This window comes from Siminovitchia sp. FSL W7-1587 (assembly GCF_037963795.1).
Lineage (GTDB): Bacteria > Bacillota > Bacilli > Bacillales > Bacillaceae_C > Siminovitchia > Siminovitchia thermophila.
On sequence record NZ_CP150169.1, the window covers coordinates 1,370,083 to 1,387,091 of the forward strand.

Here is a 17,009-nt window from a genome sequence, read left to right on the forward strand (position 1 = left end):
TGAACGCTCTTCGGTTTCCCGCACGGGACAGATATGATCACCGGGCTTGGTCACCGTTCTTCGGGTTTCCCCCGCTCGACGGGCGCGATATTTCCATTCGGATGATTGCTTTTTTGGTTTCCCTCGTGGAAGAGGTGTGATACTGCCATGCGGGTCACCGGGCTTGTGAACGCTCTTCGGTTTCCCGCACGGAACAGATATGATCACCGGGCTTGGTCACCGCTCTTCGGGTTTCCCCCGCTCGACGGGCGCGATATTTCCATTCGTTTTTCCCTCACGGGACGGGTACGATTAAAAGGGGCTTATTTTTCAAACCCTTATCTAACGAAACATAGGGGGGGATACAATGTCTTTATATCAGTTAATCCGAGCGAATTCCAACTTTCGATTGACTTGGTTTGCCATGTTTGTTTCAAGACTTGGAGACGGATTGTATTCGGTGGCCATAATCTGGATGACATATCAGGTAGATAGATCGGCATTGTCGCTGGGGATTGTGCTAGGAGCCTTTACTTTTTCAACTTTCGTGTTTGGAATCTTTGCTGGTGTTGTAGCGGATCGAATGAACCGCAGAACCCTTATCATAAGCTCTAGTTTGCTATGTGGAGTCACTGTGCTGGTTATCCCTCTGACCTTTTATTTTGGGATGCTCCATTTACCTTTGTTGGTCTTTTTCTCTTTTGTTTTCGGGGCTTTGACCCAGTTCTTTGAACCCGTGGTTAGAGCATCCGTGTCGAATCTCGTGTCCAAAACAGAACTTACCCAAGGAAATGCGGCATTAGGAACTACAGAGAGTATAGGATATTTGGTTGGACCTACTCTAGGTGGAATCCTGATTACGTTTTTTAATGTGGAGATGGTTCTTGTTTTAAATGGAATATCGTTTCTACTAGCCGCGTTATTGATCTCAAAAGTGAACGTTCCATTAAATAATATGCCCGACGCCATATCCCCGACGAAATGGACTCATGACTTAAAAGAAGGATTGCAATTTATTAAAGAAAATCAATTTGTTATACGTTTATTTCAAATATCCATCTTATCCACCATTGCGTATTCACCTTTTTTTGTCAATCTTCCTATTTTCCTTGATGAAGGATTAACGTTATCCTCAAAAGAACAAGCTACCTTTCTAGGAATCCTTTATTCAATTTTGTCGTTAGGCCAACTCATAGGGTTTTGGCTTATTGGATATGTACCAGATCGCATCCGAGTGAATTTAACCATCGGATATCTCTTACAAGCAATTGGTTTTGGATTGCTTTTCGTTTTAAGTCATCCAGTAGCGATTATGCTTTCAGTAACGGTGGCCGGTATCTCCTTTGGTTTGGTGAGTGCCCCCTTTTACAGTGCGATTCAACGCGAGGTCCCGGGACGTTTGCACGGAAGAGTATTCGGGGTGCAATCTACATTCAATGGGCTTCTATTACCAGCAGGACGAACCATAACCGGGGGCGCTCTAGAATTTGTTAACGCTCGATCGATATTTCTTTTTATGGGAGTCTTGTATTTTATAAATGCTTTCCTTGCAAATCTACTATCAAAAGAGAAATGAAGCGGCATATACAAAAATATGCAAGAATGATGACTCTTCGGCTTCACCAGCCCGTTTTTGTTAAAAATAATCTGGAATATTCTTGCGCTGAAGAGAAGATATTTACAATAAAAATGATTGAGTACACGCATATCGGCATGACGAGCATGAAATAAAAATAAGGGAGGATCAACTCCCTTTGTACTGATCGGGTGCAAGCGTAGGGAGGTTTTAAATGAAATAGTTACCATCTTAATGAGCCAGGACCGATTGGCGCACTCACTTTAAGAAAGACTTTAGTTGCCATTTCTATAAAGAATTGCTCTGCTGCTATGGATTTTGAGCCATTCTTCTCTATCCTTCACATTGCGTTGTAAAATAGGATATTTTCTTAATACCTGCTTTCATTGTCTGCAGAGGGAGAAGCACATGTTGGCTGGTTATAGTTCTATCCATTTTGTTTCTCAAGCCGCAAAACGCTCCCCTGATCCGCTAACACCTTTTTCCAATAGTATCAAGATTGAAAGAAATACTTTCGTTCATTCGATAGCCAAGCATTTACATGGGCACTTCTGTCCCATATCCTAGTTTCACGGCTTTTTTATAGGCGGCAGCGGCAACGGCGAGATCAAAATAAGCAGTCCCGACAGATTTGAAAAAGGTGATTTCTTCTTCTTTCTCTCTTCCTGTAATCTGGCCTGCAGCAAGTTGATCGAGTTCACCATGCAGCAACGAAAAATCCCATTTGCCTTCCTTTTCAGGGATGAGAAAATCACCCGCCTCTTCTTTTGCCCCAGCGATCGTATCGACGATAATTTTACTGCATCTTTGCAAGGTGACTTCATCTACTTCCTGCATATGCGGAAGGTAAGAACCCACACCGTTAATATGCGTGCCCGGCCGCAATGCGTCTCCGGAAAAAACAGGCGTTTCAGCGCGTGTGCTGCAAATGACAATATCCGCCTTTTCAACTGCCGCATTCGCTTCGCCCGCGATTCTTACTTCTCCAGTGTAATTTGGCGAAAGCTTGGAAATACGTTTGGCAAATTGCTCTGCCCGTTCTGTCGTACGATTAAAAAGCCATATTTGTTCAATTGGGCGAACTTCCAAGACAGCCTGCAACTGTTCTTCCGCCATGCGCCCGCATCCGATCACCGCAACAACCCGGGCATTTTCTCTCGCCAGCTTTTTCGTGGCTACACCGCTTGCCGCCCCCGTCCGGAGTCGTGTTAAATACGATGCTTCCAAACAGGCGACATGATCCCCTTCATTTGTATCACTGAGCAAAATGACACCTTGTGTCGTATTTTTTCCCACCGAAGGATTATCCGGAAAAATCGTGACCACTTTTACAGCGGAGATCCCAATTGGTTCAACCGCACTCGGCATTATTAAAGTAGACGCATTCTTTTCGGGATATTGAATCACCGTCCGGACCGGATTTTCCACTGCGCCTTTGACATGTAATTGAAGCGCATGTTCAATATCCGCAATCGCCTCCTTCATTGTATAAACGGACCGAATCTCTTTTTCTGATAAAACCAACATGATAAAACTCCTCTCTTGTTCAAAATCGCGTGAGCGACTCTTTCAATGGTAACACGTTGCGGTGACCATTCAGCCATTAAGGATAACTCCTGCACTTAACAATGGACCATCAAGCGGAAAAGCGGGCCATTTATTGATAGCCGATTCCCCATCATGCGACCATGACAGTTTATCCCTCTATTGCGAAGTTCACTATTTTTCCTCCAATAAAAATCCTTTCGGCAAATTGTCATGAGGATCCACAACAAACTGATGAAAACCAGTGATAAAGGCGTTGCCGGTCACTTTCGGGACAATTGCTTCATACGGCCCAACCTTTGTCAAGGAAAGTATTTCGCCGGTAAAGTGTCCATTCGTAATACTTTCATGGACAAAACTGCCACGCTCTCCCAATTTTCCATGAGCATGCAATGTGGCAAGCCGGGCACATGTGCCGGTTCCGCAAGGAGAACGATCCACTTGTTCATCGGCAAAGATGGTTACGTTCCGCAAATCGGCTTCCCCACTTACAGGTTCATCCGAAAAAATGACGCCATAAATCCCATGCAAACCTTTTTCAATTGGGTGGACAACGTTGATTTTCTCCTCTATAAAGCGTTTTATTTTTGTCCCCCACTTTTGGATTGCCGGCAAATCTTTTTTATTTACTTTTAATCCGAGATCACCGCTATTGACTACAACGTAAAATGCCCCGCCGAAAGCGATATCCACGTGAAACTCATGTCCACCCAGTTGTACGGAGACATCTTTTTCCAATACAAAAGAAGGAACATTCTCAAAAGAAACCGCTTCTACGCGATCGTCAGTGGATTTTACGTACGCAACAATCTCCCCTGCGGGGCTGTCGATGATGAACTTCTGATTTTCTTCTGTCACTTTCAACCTTCCCGTTTCAATACCCATTGTCATGACCGCGACGATTCCGTGGCCGCACATCGTGCTCCAGCCTTCGTTGTGCATAAACAATACGCCAAAATCGGCGTGAGGACTGGCGGGTGGTGTCATGATGCATCCGTACATCCCATGATGGCCCCTTGGTTCGAACATGAGAACTTGCCGAATGTCATCCAAATATTCCATGCAATAAGCGCGTCTTTCCAATTGAGTTCTTCCTTTTATTTCAGGAAATCCATCGGTGATGATTCTAAGCGGCTCTCCAGATACATGAACATCAATGGTTGAATACAGTTGATTCATCATCATTTGACAGCACTCCATCCTTTGGTAAAAATCAAAGTAAAACGCTAAAGAAATTGAAGTACCACTTCAATTTATCCATAATACTATAGCAGTTGAAAAAATCTGTCAACATACTCTTTATACTTTTCTGATAAATTTGCGTTGATAAAATGTTTTATAATAGATAAAAAGTGAAAAATGAGGGAATCAGATGAATGTGTCAATCGGACAAAAGATGAAAATGTTGCGGAAGAAAAGAAAGCTTACTTTAAAGGAAATCGCAGATCAAACAGGATTGTCCATCAGCTTTTTATCACAAGTGGAAAGAATGAAATCATCGTTGACACTCGAGTCGTTGAAAAAAATATCGGATGTGCTTGAAGTCAACCCAAGTTACTTTTTCTCCGATGATGAAACGGCTGAACAGCCCACAGTCATTCGGGCAGGCGATGTACATGCGGATGAAACGGGGAGCCAGTTTGTCTACAAAAACTTGGCCGGGCAATATAAAGGATTGGGGTTCATCCCTTTACTCGTTTTATTAAACCCAGGCGAAAACAAAGGGAGTCAGTTTACCCATGCCGGAAAAGAATTCCTGTTTGTGCTTGAAGGCATGTTAACGGTGCAAGCGGGCGAGCAAGAATATCATTTGCATCCCCGCGATTCCATTATTATTGATTCCAGCCAGCCGCACTACTGGCTAAATGTAACAGAAAAGCCGGTTTCATTTTTATGTATTTCTACCGAGTAATCCAAAAGTCTCTTACTTTCAAATAACCCGATTACAATCCCTTGTAAGTAACCAACAATAGAAGCAGGCTTTTCTCGTTTCTTTACAACAATGCTAAAAACGATAAAGCAATTTATAATTGAATTAGGCGCTACATTCACTAAACTTGCAAGATGCCGTCAGGTAAAACCATGTTACAGCCTTGCTGGACCTATTGGCAGGAAATGATTGCGCTTTCTATCGTTTTTTATTCCCAAGAAAATTGCTATAAAAGGAGAGTTGAGGCTAATGGGACTAACGAGGGATTTTTTTATAACGCTTTCTCAAAACCAGGCATTAAATAGTGCTGCGAAACGTTGGGGTTTAAAACTGGGAGCCCAGTCTGTTGTTGCCGGAACAAATATAGAAGAAATGATCGCCAGTGTAAAAAAACTGAACGCACAAGGTATTTCTGCAACCGTTGACAATCTGGGAGAATTTGTTTATGAACGTGAAGAAGCTTTAAAAGCAAAAGAAGAAATTTTGGCAGTCATCCAGGCGCTTCACGATCATCAGGTGGATGCTCATATTTCGTTAAAGCCCACTCAATTGGGACTGGATATCAGTTACAATTTTTGTCTTGAAAATTTAAGAGAGATTATCGAAAAAGCAAATCAATATGGTATTTTTGTCAATTTCGACACGGAAGATTATGGTCACTTACAACCCACGTTTGATTTGATTGACGAACTATCTGCTGATTACAACAATATAGGCACTGTCATTCAAGCTTATTTTTACCATTCCATGGAAAATATTAAGAAATATAAAGATTTTCGCTTAAGAATTGTCAAAGGGGCCTATAAAGAGCCTGAACATCTTGCTTATCAAGATAAAAAGGATATTGATGAAAACTACATCAAATTAATTGAGTATCATTTACTCAACGGTAAATTTACGTCCATTGCCACCCATGACCACCATATTATTAATCATGTAAAACAGTTTGTGAAGCAACATAACATCCCGAAAGATAAGTTTGAATTTCAAATGTTATATGGATTTAGGAAGGATCTGCAGCTTCAGTTAGTGAAGGAAGGATTTCATTTTTGCACCTACGTCCCGTTCGGCAATGATTGGTTTGGCTATTTCATGCGCCGCTTGGCCGAGCGCCCACAAAATCTTTCGTTAATTGCCAAACAAATATTCAACAAGAAAACGAACACCGCGATTGGAGTAGGAGCTTTGGCTTTGATTTTAATGAGGGCAAATAAAAAGAGAAAAAAGCATACCGCTAAACAACGGAAATGCTCCGGGAATTACAAAAAATAGAACATTGGAATATCAAACAGGTGGGAGAACAAAACGTTTTCTCCACCTGAATTTGTATAAAAGATCAATTTTCTTTTGGCTAGTGGCGCCCTTTTGTGAACCTGTACTGAATGTAAAGCGCCGAGAGAGCCACTTGTGAGCGAAGTACTGAATCAGATCCTTTGGGAAATTCCCATATGATAACCGCTGTAGAAAATCCCATATATATGGAAACAAAGGAAATTCAGTGGGAGAAGACGGCACCTACATGCCCGATTCGTTCAACGAACACTCAGTAGGAAATGGAAGAAAACGCCTACTGAATGAAGTGTCACTTTATGGTTCGTTTTTTCATCAGCTGATTTAGTTGTGTCCCACCCCCAATTGCAGGGTGTAGCCAACCCTTTTACCAGGAGAGCAAAAGTTCTCATATCTACCACCAAATAGGTTTCTTTGTCATGGGAAGGGCGAACTTCTCCATACCGATTGATCCAACATGATGCAATCCCAAGCTCGGAGACAGGAATAATATCGTATTTAAAACCAAAACCCGCACGTAGAATCTCTGATTGATCAAGCCCTAATGTTTCAAGTGCTAAATAAATCGCGAAGCCAAGGCAATTCTTTTAAATGTGCAAAGCTTCGTGCCGCGTTTTCTTTAAAAGCATTTACCTAGCCATCTAAATAATGATTAGTTCTTTGGTGGAAGGAGACAAAACCTCACATCCGTTTTCTGTAATGAGAAGCATGTCTTCGACACGGGCTCCTCCGATATCTTCCAAATAGATGCCCGGCTCAATGGTGACGACCATTCCCGGCTGCAATGTTTTCTCGAGGTCCACTGAAAACAGCGGCTTTTCATGCACTTCCAGACCGATCCCATGCCCTGTTCCGGTGCCGGAATATTTGTTGTAGCCCGATGCAATCAAAATTTCTCTCATATACTTGTCCACTTCCTGATCGGTCATCCCGGCTTTCAAATGGTTGAGACAGTTCTGAAACGACTCTAACACCACTTGATGAATCTCTTTCATTTTTTGGCCTGGATCGCCAATCGCCACGACTCGCGAAATATCAGACCAGTAGCCGTTGTAGTTTGTCCCAAAATCAATGGTAATCATATCTCCTTTTTCGATTACTTTGTCGCTGGCCCTTCCATGCGGCAACGACGACCTCTTTCCCGAAGCAACAATGGGCGTAAAGGTGGATGCGCTACCCCCATTTTGTTTGATGAAGCTTTCCAACTCCGCCGCTACTTCCATTTCCGTTAATCCCGGCCTGATTATCTCCAACACATGGAGAAAAGCTTCGTTCGTAATGCGGGAGGAAATTCTTATATTCTCCAGCTCATCATCGTTTTTCACCATCCGCAAATCTTCCACCATATCATAGGTAGGGACAAGCTCCATATGCAACTGTTCTTTTAATCTTGCATAGTTTCCAAAGTTCAAGTGTTGCTGCTCAAAACCGAGACGTTCCACACCCAAACGTTTGATTTGCTTCGTTGCTTCGTCATAAATTTTATGTTTATGACCGGTATGCTCCTTATGCAGGACGATGTCCAATTCTGTCTGTTTTTTCGCTTGTTCAAAATAGCGGTAGTCTGTTATCAAAATCGCCTCGTCCTTCGTAATCAAGATAAGCCCGTTAGACCCGGTAAATCCGGACACATACCGCCTGTTCCATTCCCCAGTGATCATAAAGCCGTCCATATCCAGCTCATCAAATCTGTTCCGCAGTTGTACAATCCGTTCCATAATCAGAACCTCCTGCTATATTAAAAATAATAGAATCCTATTACCGTAGTCATCAACATGACAAACAATCCGGTACGTAATGCCCAGACACTGAAAGAAGAAGTACGAATGACAGCAGGCTGTCGGGAACCTTCCGTTTCAGAGACGTATTCTTCCAGCTTAGAGGTACTCCGCAAAAACTTTTTAAAGCTTTGGAAGAAACGATCAAACACTCTTTTTTCCAACATAAAAACAAATCCGCCTGCCATAAAAAGAATAAGTCCCCCTAAAAATAAGGCATCCAAATAGACAACATGGGCCCAGCCAAATAATGATGCTGCCACAATGAGGCCAGTCAGTATACGCAACCAGCTTTTTTTCATTGGTTGTCCCCCTTTAACCTGTTTAGATAAAATGGGAGCAAGTTTCTTTTGTCAACCGTTCATACTCCTCTTCATTGCATAATACCCAGTGGTCTTTTGTTACCTCTCTCAACAGACAATCCGCCGAAGCTACTGTCCAATCCTGTTTCGGCAGTCTGATCCTTTTCTTTTCCATCTTGGGATCGGGAACCGGTATGGCCGACAAAAGGGTTTTTGTATAAGGATGGAGCGGATTTTGATATAGCGTATCGCTTTCCGCCACCTCCACCAATTTTCCCTGATACATCACCCCGATACGGTCGCTGATGTACTTCACCATAGAAAGGTCGTGGGCGATAAATAAGTACGTCAGTCCTTTTTCCCGTTGCAGTCTTTTCATCAAGTTAATGATCTGGGCTTGAATGGAAACATCCAACGCGGAGATCGGTTCATCCGCTATTATAAATTCCGGGTCAACAGCGAGCGCTCGGGCAATCCCGATCCGCTGCCTTTGTCCCCCGCTGAATTCGTGGGGATAACGGTTGGCATGCTCTTTTCGGAGCCCGACCGTTTCCAACAGTTCATACACTTTGTCTGTCCGCTCTTGCCCGGACGTATATAATTGATGAATATCCATGCCTTCCGCGATGATATCGCCAACTGTCCATCTTGGATCGAGTGAAGAATACGGGTCTTGAAAAATCATTTGGATGTCCTTATGTAAATTCATCCGGTGCCGTCCATGCATGTTGGTTCCTTTAAACAAGATTTCTCCCGCTGTTGGTTCATATAAGCGCGTGAGCGTCCTCCCGGTTGTCGACTTTCCACAACCCGATTCACCGACAAGACCGAACGTTTCCCCTTTAAAAATGTGAAACGTAATGCCGTCCACCGCTTTCAAAATGTTGTTTTTTCCACTCTTAAAATGCAGCGCGAGACCGTTTACTTCCAACAATTTTTCATTGCCGACCGTTTTAGAAGGACTTTGTTTTTCGTTTAACATAAGCTTTTGTCCCGCCTGTTTCCCCTTCTTTTTTCCGGCAGCTTTTTTATGAAGCAGCCAGGTGGCCGCAAAATGGGTTTCCGACACCTGAAACATGGGAGGCTCGTACAAAAAATCAATTTTTAAAGCAAGAGGATTTCTTAAAGCAAAGGCGTCCCCTTTTGGAGGATGCAACAGGTTCGGAGGTGCGCCGGGAATCGCCTTCAGCTCTTCCTGATCCGTATGCAAATCAGGCATGGCCGCCAACAGTCCTGTTGTATAAGGGTGCTGGGGATTGTAAAAAACTTCGTTCGTTTTTCCAACCTCCACTATTTTTCCGGCATACATCACGGCAACCCGATCTGCCACATTGGCAACGACTCCCAAGTCATGGGTAATAAAAATGATCGATGTTTTCTTCTTTCTTTGGATTTCTTTCAACAGGTCCAGCACTTGTGCTTGCACAGTGACATCCAGGGCGGTCGTAGGTTCATCCGCAATTAATATTTCCGGATTGGATGAAAGAGCCATCGCAATAACCACTCTCTGTTGCATTCCTCCGGAAAGCTGATGAGGGTATTGCTTTAAACGCTCTTCAGGATGGTTAATGCCAACAAGGTCCAATAGCTCAACTGTTCTTTCGTTCGCTTCTCTTTTTGACAGTTGTTGATGCGCCAAAATCCCTTCCCTTATTTGCTTTCCCACTGTCATCGTCGGATTTAACGACGTCATCGGATCTTGAAAAATGACCGATATGCCAGATCCGCGGATATCCATGAATTCTTTATTCGAGTAATTTGCGATATCCCTCTGTTCATACCAAATGCTTCCGCTCACCACTTTTCCCGCCGGCTTCGGAATGAGCCCCATAATGCTTTTACACATCACTGACTTCCCGGACCCGGATTCACCGACAACAGCCAATGTCTCTCCTTTATACAAGTCGAATGAAACACCCCGGACAGCCTTCACTTCCCCATCAGTCGTATCAAATGATATGTGCAGGTCCTCTACTGACAGTATTTTCTCCACCTTTTTCACCTCTACTTCTTCATTTTCGGGTCAAAAGAATCACGAAGACCATCGCCAAGTAAATTGAAACTGATCATGATCAAGCTAATAATCACCGATGAAAACATCAGCATATGCGGGTAAATTTTCAACAGCTTAAATCCGTCATTTACGATTGTTCCGAGAGAAGCGATGGGCGGCTGCAGGCCCAAGCCGATGAAGCTGAGAAATGCCTCCGTAAAAATCGCGCTTGGAATGGTAAACATCGTCGTGATAATGATTGGACCCAATGAGTTTGGAATGAGGTGTCCCCAAATAAGTCTGCGATCCGTGGCACCCAATGTTTTCGATGCCAGGAAAAACTCATGTCCTTTCAGTTTCAGTACTTGTCCTCTAACAATCCTCGCCATATTCACCCATCCGGTAATCACCATTGCCAACGTAATCGAAACGATTCCGGGCTTTAAAACTAAAATAAATAAAATGACGACAATTAAATTCGGAATTCCCATTAAAATTTCGATGATCCGCTGCATCGCATTATCGACCCTGCCGCCATAGTAAGCAGATATACTCCCGTATGCCACACCGATCAACAAATCCAACGCCGCCGCCAAAAACGCGATATATAAAGAAATTCTCGTCCCCTGCCATATTCGCGTCCATAAATCCCGGCCCAAATCATCGGTTCCAAACCAAAAATAACCGGCAACATCTTTTTCCTGATATTGATCCGTCCCGTTTATATCCACGCCATCCAATCCCAAAAATGGGATGTGTTCTAGGACCGGAATCTTTGGCGGCAGATTGGCCCTAGTCAAATCCTGATCGTCAAACCCGTGAGAATTCATGAGCGGACCGAATACCGCCAAAAAAACAATGATGATAATGCAAATCAGCCCGGCAAAAGCCCCTTTGTTTTTCTTCAGGCGAATCCATGAATCCCGCCAAAAGGTGGAAGCGGGACGGCTTTCTTCCTTTTTTTGATGATATGTTTCATCCGATTGCTCAAATAGCTCGTCGTTTAATTCCATCTCATTGATGTTCATTTTCGTCCACCCCCTGATAGGCGAATTCTCGGATCCATCACACCGTACAGCAGATCGACAATAAATATGGCCAGGATAAATAGGAAACTATAAAACAAAGTCACGCCCATGATCACAGGATAATCATTCGTTAATATCGACTTGACAAACTGTTCACCCAGTCCCGGTACGCTGAATATTTTCTCGACAACGAGCGTCCCCGTCATCAGTGAAACAGTCAAAGGACCCATGATCGTAATAATGGGAATCATGGCATTGCGAAGACCGTGCCTGAAAATGACAGCCACTTCCCCCACCCCTTTCGCGCGGGCCGTTGTCATATATTCATGTCCAAGCACTTCAAGCATTTCGGTTCGCATGAAACGGGCAATGGTCGCGACAACGAATGCCGCTAGCGCGATTGTGGGCAAAATGGAGTACTCAAACCCCTCCCAAAACGCGACAGGAAGCCATTGGAGACGCACTCCCACCCAATATTGAAGAAGACCCGCCAACACAAAGTTGGGAATGGACAATCCCAAAACCGCCACAACCATCGCTCCATAATCAATAACCGTGTTATGTCTGATGGCAGCGACAATTCCCAACAGCAGTCCGATGATTGTTCCCACCGCCAACGACTGTGCTCCAAGCACAGCGGACACGCCAATCCTCTCTCCAATAATGCTTGTCACTGGCCGCCCGTCAAACTGAAAAGAAACACCAAAGTCCCCTTTGATAATATTGCTTACATATTTGACATACTGAACACCCATCGGTTCATTTAAGCCATATCTCTCATACAAAACTTCTTTTTGCTCAGGGGTCAGGCGTTCATCGTTAAAGGGAGACCCGGGCAATGTCTGCATTAAAAAAAATGTGAAAGTTGTGATCAATAAAAAGGTTAGCGCCATATACCCAAGTCGGCTGGCAATATATTTCTTCACATTTTTCACCACCTTTAAAGGAATATCATTCCACGACAAGCTCCACCACTGAAGAAAATTCGGATATAAATGAACTACTTTTCAACGGATACCCACTGGAATGAAGCGGTTGAATTCGCATGGGCCACATACCCTTTTACATACGGTTTGATGAGTCTTGCGGACCCCGCTTGGTACATTGGTGAAATGGCGGCTTCCTGGCCGATCAATAGCTTTTCCGCTTCCTGGAGTTCTTCAAATCGCTGTTGAATATCAGAGAAATCAGACATCGCTTTTTTGACTAGGCTGTCATACTTTTCGTTGTTAAAGTCTTGCCAATTATATGGGCCGTCAGATAAAAAGACAGATAAAAATTCAACCGGGTCGGACACATCGTTTCTCCAGCCCGAATGGGACAAGTCGTAATCCTGCGCTTCTTCAAGCGCCAACTTCTGCTTGTTTGGCTGTTGATTAATCGAAATGCTCAAACCGGGCAAGTTCTTTTCCAACTGATTTTTCATATATTCCGCAATCGACTTTCTTTGTTCATCGTCATAACTCAACAGTTCCAAAGAAATGTCCTTTGTACCCAATTCCTCAAGACCTTTTTTCCACAACGCCTGCGCTTCTTTCAGATCTCCCTTATTCAAATCACCGAATTTCTCCCGGAAATCTTCTCCGCCCTCAGACTGTACAAACCCCGGAAAAACAAGCCAATATGCGGCTTTTGATCCGTTTTTCAATATGGAATCGGCAGCCTGTTCTTTGTCCCAAGCCATGTCAATCGCTTTCCGGATGTTTACGTTTTGTAGATATTGATTCTTTTGGTTCATCCTTAAAAAGTACACTTCCGACTTTAATGAAGTCGTAAATTCCGCATGATCTTTATAGGCATCGACAAAGTCAGATGATAAATTGACAGCATCAATAGCGCCGGTTTCATACAAGTTCACGCTTGTCGCCATATCTTTTGCGACATTGTAGCGGATTTCTTCCACTTTTACATTTTCCTCATCCCAATATGACGAGTTTTTCTTCAACGTCCATTTTTGATCGTGATCCCAAGAATCAAGCTGGAAAGGTCCATTAAAGATCAAATGTTCCGGTTCCAACGCGTATTGATCGCCTTTGGATTCGACAAATTCTTCATGTTGCGGATAAAAAACAGCATGGGCTAATAATTCTGTAAAATACGGAACACTGTTCACCAACTCGACTTCGAGAGTGGATGCGTCAATCGCTTTTACTCCGAGCTGATCTGTTTTTCCGTACAAATCGCTTTTGGAATTTTGAATCTCTTCCGCCCCTTTTACCGCATTCATTAAATACGCATGTGGAGAAATTGTTTCCGGAGCCAGGTTCCTTCTCCATGCATAGACAAAGTCGTCGGCCTTTACAGGATCACCATTGCTCCAAACCGCGTCTTCCTTCAATTGAAACGTATACTTTTTCCCATCTTTACTGACTTCATACGAATCTACCACACCTTCAATAATTTCATCATTCTCATTCAAACGAAAAAGACCTTCAAAAATGTTTTGGATGATCGTTTGTGACAGCCCGTCCATGGTGCCATTCGTTCTTAATGTTGGTATTTCACCTTCCACCGACAGATTGAGAACCTGCCCAGATTCCGCTTTCTCTCCTCCACCTGTATCCATTTTCCCGTCCTTCGTCGCCTTTTTGTCTCCTCCGTAGCAGCCGGCAAGCGTTAGGAAACTTGCAAATAAAAGAACCATCAGCCAATAGCGCCTTTTGTTTTCCATGTACTTGTCCTCCCCATTTTATTTATGTAAACGGTTTCAATTAAAAAGTAAATGACTATGTACATTGTCAAATTTCTTTGAAAACAGCTTGTCAAAATTTTTAAGCACTGTCTATTTTCTTTTACAGCAATTAGTTTGTAATAGTATATTTCAGCTTACTCTTAACGCAATCCATTGCGAAACTTTTCCAACTAGTTGCCTGTCTTCTCACATACATTCTTTTTTGGAACGGTTGCCTCCCCTCCTTTTATTGTAGTTATTAATATTGCAATATTTATGCCAGCTTTCCCGTGGCACATTTCTTGCTTTTTTATGTTTAAATAGAAGAAAAGGGGATGAATGGAAACGTATGTATGAAAAAAGAAGAACTCTATTAAATAAACATTTATCAGAAAAAGGAATAGAAGCGGGAATCATTATCGATCCGGCCAATGTGTATTATTACACCGGCTTCCTATCTGAGCCTTACGAACGGTTTATGGCCTACGTCACTTGCCCAAAAGCAGAAAAGGCCTTTTTGTTTGTACCCGCTTTGGATTTTGAAGCTGCCCAAATGGATGCCGACATGGAGACAATCATTCCCATCGCCGATGATGAAGACCCTTTTGAAGTGTTGAAAAATAGCATGGGTTCCTTTCCAACCTGTTTTGGGATCGAAGGAAAAGCCTTCTCCTATGACCGTTATACGAATTTGCTAAAAATGTATCCCGGCGCTCAAATAAAAGATGTACAGCCGTTTATTAATCAGCAGAGGGAGAAAAAATCAAGGGCGGAAGTAGAAAAGCTATCCCATTCTATAAAGCTAATTGAAAAAGTGCTGGCCGAAGGTATCAAAAAAGTTGCGGCAGGCATGACAGAAGCCGAATTGACTGCTGAGCTTGAGTTTTTGATGCGTAAGTTTGGAGCGGACGGCCCTTCTTTTTCCACCATCGTCCTTTCCGGTGAAAAATCCGCTCTGCCGCACGGTTCACCCGGAGATCGCAAGTTGGAAGAAGGAGACTTCCTGCTAATTGATTTTGGTGTCGTCAAAGATGGGTATTGCTCTGACATCACGAGAACTTTTGTACTGGGGGAGCCATCTGAAAAACAAAAAGAGATCTATAACATTGTCTTGACATCAAATGAAGCCGGAATTCAGGCAGTAAAGGCCGGAGTCCCCTTGAAAACATTTGATATCGCGGCCAGGAAGGTCATTATAGATCATGGATATGGCCAATACTTCAACAACCGGGTTGGACATGGACTGGGCATTGAGGTCCATGAATCGCCTTCCATCCACCAACATCATGAAGAGATCGCCGAAAAAGGTCTCGTTTTTACAATTGAGCCAGGAATTTATATACCCGGAGAGGGAGGAGTCCGAATCGAAGATATTGTGTACATCAATGAGAGAGGAGAAGCAGAAGTACTCACTTCCTTCCCGAAAAAGCTGCAAACCCTTTAAATAGACTGGGCCATACCTCAACATAAAAGGCTTCGGATTCGTTTCTAATCCGAAGCCTTCATTGATGAAGGGGGTATTTTAGAAAGATCCAACCGATCGCCGCTTTTGTTTACAATATATCTTCCTTGTTGGTGACCGTATCCGCGGAGTCGGGAATGATGTCTTTTCCGGCAATCCTTGTAAAGTGGTCAGGAGCGTATTGGGCTTTTAGTTTCATGCCTATCAGGTAAATGAATACGGATGCAATCAGGGACTGAACTGCTGGAATTCCAAAAGGGACAAGATACTGTGTTACATATCCCAGGAATCCTCCGCCCGCCATGGCAATTGTTGCCACCCAATTCCAGCCTTCCTTGTCCTCCCAATTTTTATTTCGAATAAAAAAGAAATCGGCAAACATGACACCCGCAATGGCTGGATAGATCACACCCAAAAGTACGAGAAAATCCATAAAGTAAGACAGGATGCCCAGCAACGCTAAAAGTACGCCAACAGCCGAACCGATCACTGTGAGCCAGGCACGTCCTCGTCCCGATTGGACATTAAACATATTAGCGGCTGCCAGTCCGATAGAGTAGCTGGCAACAAGTTGGCTAGTCCACAAAGCGAGCCACAAAATTAAAAATCCCCAAAATGGAAAGCCCAAATTTTGCATCACAAGAACGATATCAGCTTCGCCCACACCTACTGACATAATGGCTCCTGTCAAAAAGAACACAAAACCAATGACAACGATTCCCAATGGTATCAATGCCTGATCTTTTAGGGCTGGTTTAGAATATCGCGTATAGTCTGAAGCAATTAACCATTGCGCCACATTCGCGCCCAAAACGAGGCTGATGCCTCCCATGAATGTCATGGTTGGTTCCGGACTCCAAGACATGATGGCATCCCAGCCTGTTCCTTTCAGGACGTAAAAAACAGCCGCTGTAATCAATAATAATCCTGAAGGGACTGCCAAATAGTCAGTCCATTTCATGGAATGATAGCCAATGACCGCCGGCAAAGCAAAAAGAGCCCCGGCTAATACTGTTAATAATGCCCATAAAATTCGGGAATTCGCATAATCAATCCCGAATACCGCCGCAATCGCATTTCCAGCAACAGCCGTATTTACCGCGAACCACCCCACATTTAAAATCACTAAAGCCAATGCAATAATAAATCTTGCTTGTAAAGATCCAAAACTGTTTCTCGCGATGACTGAAGAAGGCAGTCCCGTTTTGGCGCCAATATATCCTTGCAGGGCATTGCCTGCCCACTGGATGATAACCAAGCCTATCAGAAGAATGACCAAAACCTTTGTCAGTCCAAAACTGCCTGCAAGGGCTGCCCCAATCATGATCACCGGGACAGAGAACTCCAATCCTCCAAAAATTGTCGCAGGCACAATCCAGTGTTGTCTTTCGGATGCAGGTACACGATTCATTGCGGAGTCTTTATCTAAAAAACTCATGTGAATTCCCCCGATTT

At 43.5% G+C, this 17,009-nt stretch carries 13 protein-coding genes; 4 read left to right on the forward strand and 9 right to left on the reverse strand.

Annotated features, from left to right (window positions below; all coding sequences use genetic code 11):
• Nucleotides 1-346: 346 nt before the first annotated feature.
• A complete protein-coding gene (locus NST31_RS06395; RefSeq protein ID WP_339164634.1) occupies nt 347-1,555 on the forward strand; it encodes an MFS transporter in 1,209 nt (402 codons plus the stop codon).
• Nucleotides 1,556-2,092: 537 nt separating this feature from the next.
• Here NST31_RS06395 and NST31_RS06400 read toward each other — a convergent pair.
• Together NST31_RS06400 and NST31_RS06405 are read right to left on the reverse strand one after the other, a co-directional pair.
• Nucleotides 2,093-3,082: an NAD(P)-binding domain-containing protein gene (locus NST31_RS06400; protein WP_077113553.1), complete on the reverse strand. Its 990-nt coding sequence runs from the start codon at nt 3,080-3,082 to the stop codon at nt 2,093-2,095.
• Between the two features lie 192 nt (nt 3,083-3,274).
• Nucleotides 3,275-4,285, reverse strand: coding sequence for a proline racemase family protein (locus NST31_RS06405; protein WP_077113554.1), 1,011 nt, complete (start codon nt 4,283-4,285; stop codon nt 3,275-3,277).
• A 187-nt stretch (nt 4,286-4,472) separates the two neighbouring features.
• Between NST31_RS06405 and NST31_RS06410 the strand changes: the two genes are divergently transcribed.
• Nucleotides 4,473-5,012, forward strand: coding sequence for an XRE family transcriptional regulator (locus NST31_RS06410; RefSeq protein ID WP_077113555.1), 540 nt, complete (start codon nt 4,473-4,475; stop codon nt 5,010-5,012).
• A 267-nt stretch (nt 5,013-5,279) separates the two neighbouring features.
• On the forward strand, nt 5,280-6,302 hold the full coding sequence (locus NST31_RS06415) for a proline dehydrogenase family protein (protein WP_339164637.1): 1,023 nt from the start codon (nt 5,280-5,282) through the stop codon (nt 6,300-6,302).
• Nucleotides 6,303-6,961: 659 nt separating this feature from the next.
• On the opposite strand, the gene NST31_RS06420 is transcribed toward NST31_RS06415, so the two are convergent.
• The 6 genes from NST31_RS06420 to NST31_RS06445 form a co-directional block, all read right to left on the reverse strand.
• Nucleotides 6,962-8,038, reverse strand: a complete 1,077-nt coding sequence (locus NST31_RS06420) for a Xaa-Pro peptidase family protein (protein ID WP_339164639.1) — start codon at nt 8,036-8,038, stop codon at nt 6,962-6,964.
• 20 nt (nt 8,039-8,058) lie between these two features.
• Nucleotides 8,059-8,400 (reverse strand): DUF3899 domain-containing protein, encoded by a 342-nt coding sequence (locus NST31_RS06425; RefSeq protein WP_339164641.1) that lies wholly within the window; start codon nt 8,398-8,400, stop codon nt 8,059-8,061.
• A 22-nt stretch (nt 8,401-8,422) separates the two neighbouring features.
• On the reverse strand, nt 8,423-10,393 hold the full coding sequence (locus NST31_RS06430) for an ABC transporter ATP-binding protein (protein ID WP_339164642.1): 1,971 nt from the start codon (nt 10,391-10,393) through the stop codon (nt 8,423-8,425).
• A gap of 11 nt (nt 10,394-10,404) precedes the next feature.
• Entirely contained in the window at nt 10,405-11,421 is a 1,017-nt protein-coding gene (opp3C, locus tag NST31_RS06435) for an oligopeptide ABC transporter permease (protein WP_339164644.1), read from the reverse strand.
• Entirely contained in the window at nt 11,418-12,347 is a 930-nt protein-coding gene (gene opp3b, locus NST31_RS06440) for an oligopeptide ABC transporter permease (RefSeq protein WP_339164646.1), read from the reverse strand. Before opp3b ends, opp3C begins: the two co-directional genes overlap by 4 nt.
• Before the next feature lie 74 nt (nt 12,348-12,421).
• Complete coding sequence (locus NST31_RS06445) at nt 12,422-14,092, reverse strand: peptide ABC transporter substrate-binding protein (RefSeq protein WP_339164647.1); 1,671 nt, start codon at nt 14,090-14,092, stop codon at nt 12,422-12,424.
• Between the two features lie 349 nt (nt 14,093-14,441).
• Between NST31_RS06445 and NST31_RS06450 the strand changes: the two genes are divergently transcribed.
• Nucleotides 14,442-15,536: a Xaa-Pro peptidase family protein gene (locus NST31_RS06450; protein WP_339164649.1), complete on the forward strand. Its 1,095-nt coding sequence runs from the start codon at nt 14,442-14,444 to the stop codon at nt 15,534-15,536.
• A gap of 109 nt (nt 15,537-15,645) precedes the next feature.
• On the opposite strand, the gene NST31_RS06455 is transcribed toward NST31_RS06450, so the two are convergent.
• On the reverse strand, nt 15,646-16,992 hold the full coding sequence (locus NST31_RS06455; protein WP_339164651.1) for a cytosine permease: 1,347 nt from the start codon (nt 16,990-16,992) through the stop codon (nt 15,646-15,648).
• Nucleotides 16,993-17,009: the final 17 nt, after the last annotated feature.

Excerpts from the sequence above, each read along its gene's own strand:
- NST31_RS06395 (WP_339164634.1), top strand. The coding sequence starts at position 347 with ATGTCTTTATATCAGTTAATCCGAGCGAATTCCAACTTTCGATTGACT.
- NST31_RS06400 (WP_077113553.1), bottom strand. The coding sequence starts at position 3,082 with ATGTTGGTTTTATCAGAAAAAGAGATTCGGTCCGTTTATACAATGAAG.
- NST31_RS06405 (WP_077113554.1), bottom strand. The coding sequence starts at position 4,285 with ATGATGATGAATCAACTGTATTCAACCATTGATGTTCATGTATCTGGA.
- NST31_RS06410 (WP_077113555.1), top strand. The coding sequence starts at position 4,473 with ATGAATGTGTCAATCGGACAAAAGATGAAAATGTTGCGGAAGAAAAGA.
- NST31_RS06415 (WP_339164637.1), top strand. The coding sequence starts at position 5,280 with ATGGGACTAACGAGGGATTTTTTTATAACGCTTTCTCAAAACCAGGCA.
- NST31_RS06420 (WP_339164639.1), bottom strand. The coding sequence starts at position 8,038 with ATGGAACGGATTGTACAACTGCGGAACAGATTTGATGAGCTGGATATG.
- NST31_RS06425 (WP_339164641.1), bottom strand. The coding sequence starts at position 8,400 with ATGAAAAAAAGCTGGTTGCGTATACTGACTGGCCTCATTGTGGCAGCA.
- opp3C (WP_339164644.1), bottom strand. The coding sequence starts at position 11,421 with ATGAACATCAATGAGATGGAATTAAACGACGAGCTATTTGAGCAATCG.
- NST31_RS06445 (WP_339164647.1), bottom strand. The coding sequence starts at position 14,092 with ATGGAAAACAAAAGGCGCTATTGGCTGATGGTTCTTTTATTTGCAAGT.
- NST31_RS06450 (WP_339164649.1), top strand. The coding sequence starts at position 14,442 with ATGTATGAAAAAAGAAGAACTCTATTAAATAAACATTTATCAGAAAAA.
- NST31_RS06455 (WP_339164651.1), bottom strand. The coding sequence starts at position 16,992 with ATGAGTTTTTTAGATAAAGACTCCGCAATGAATCGTGTACCTGCATCC.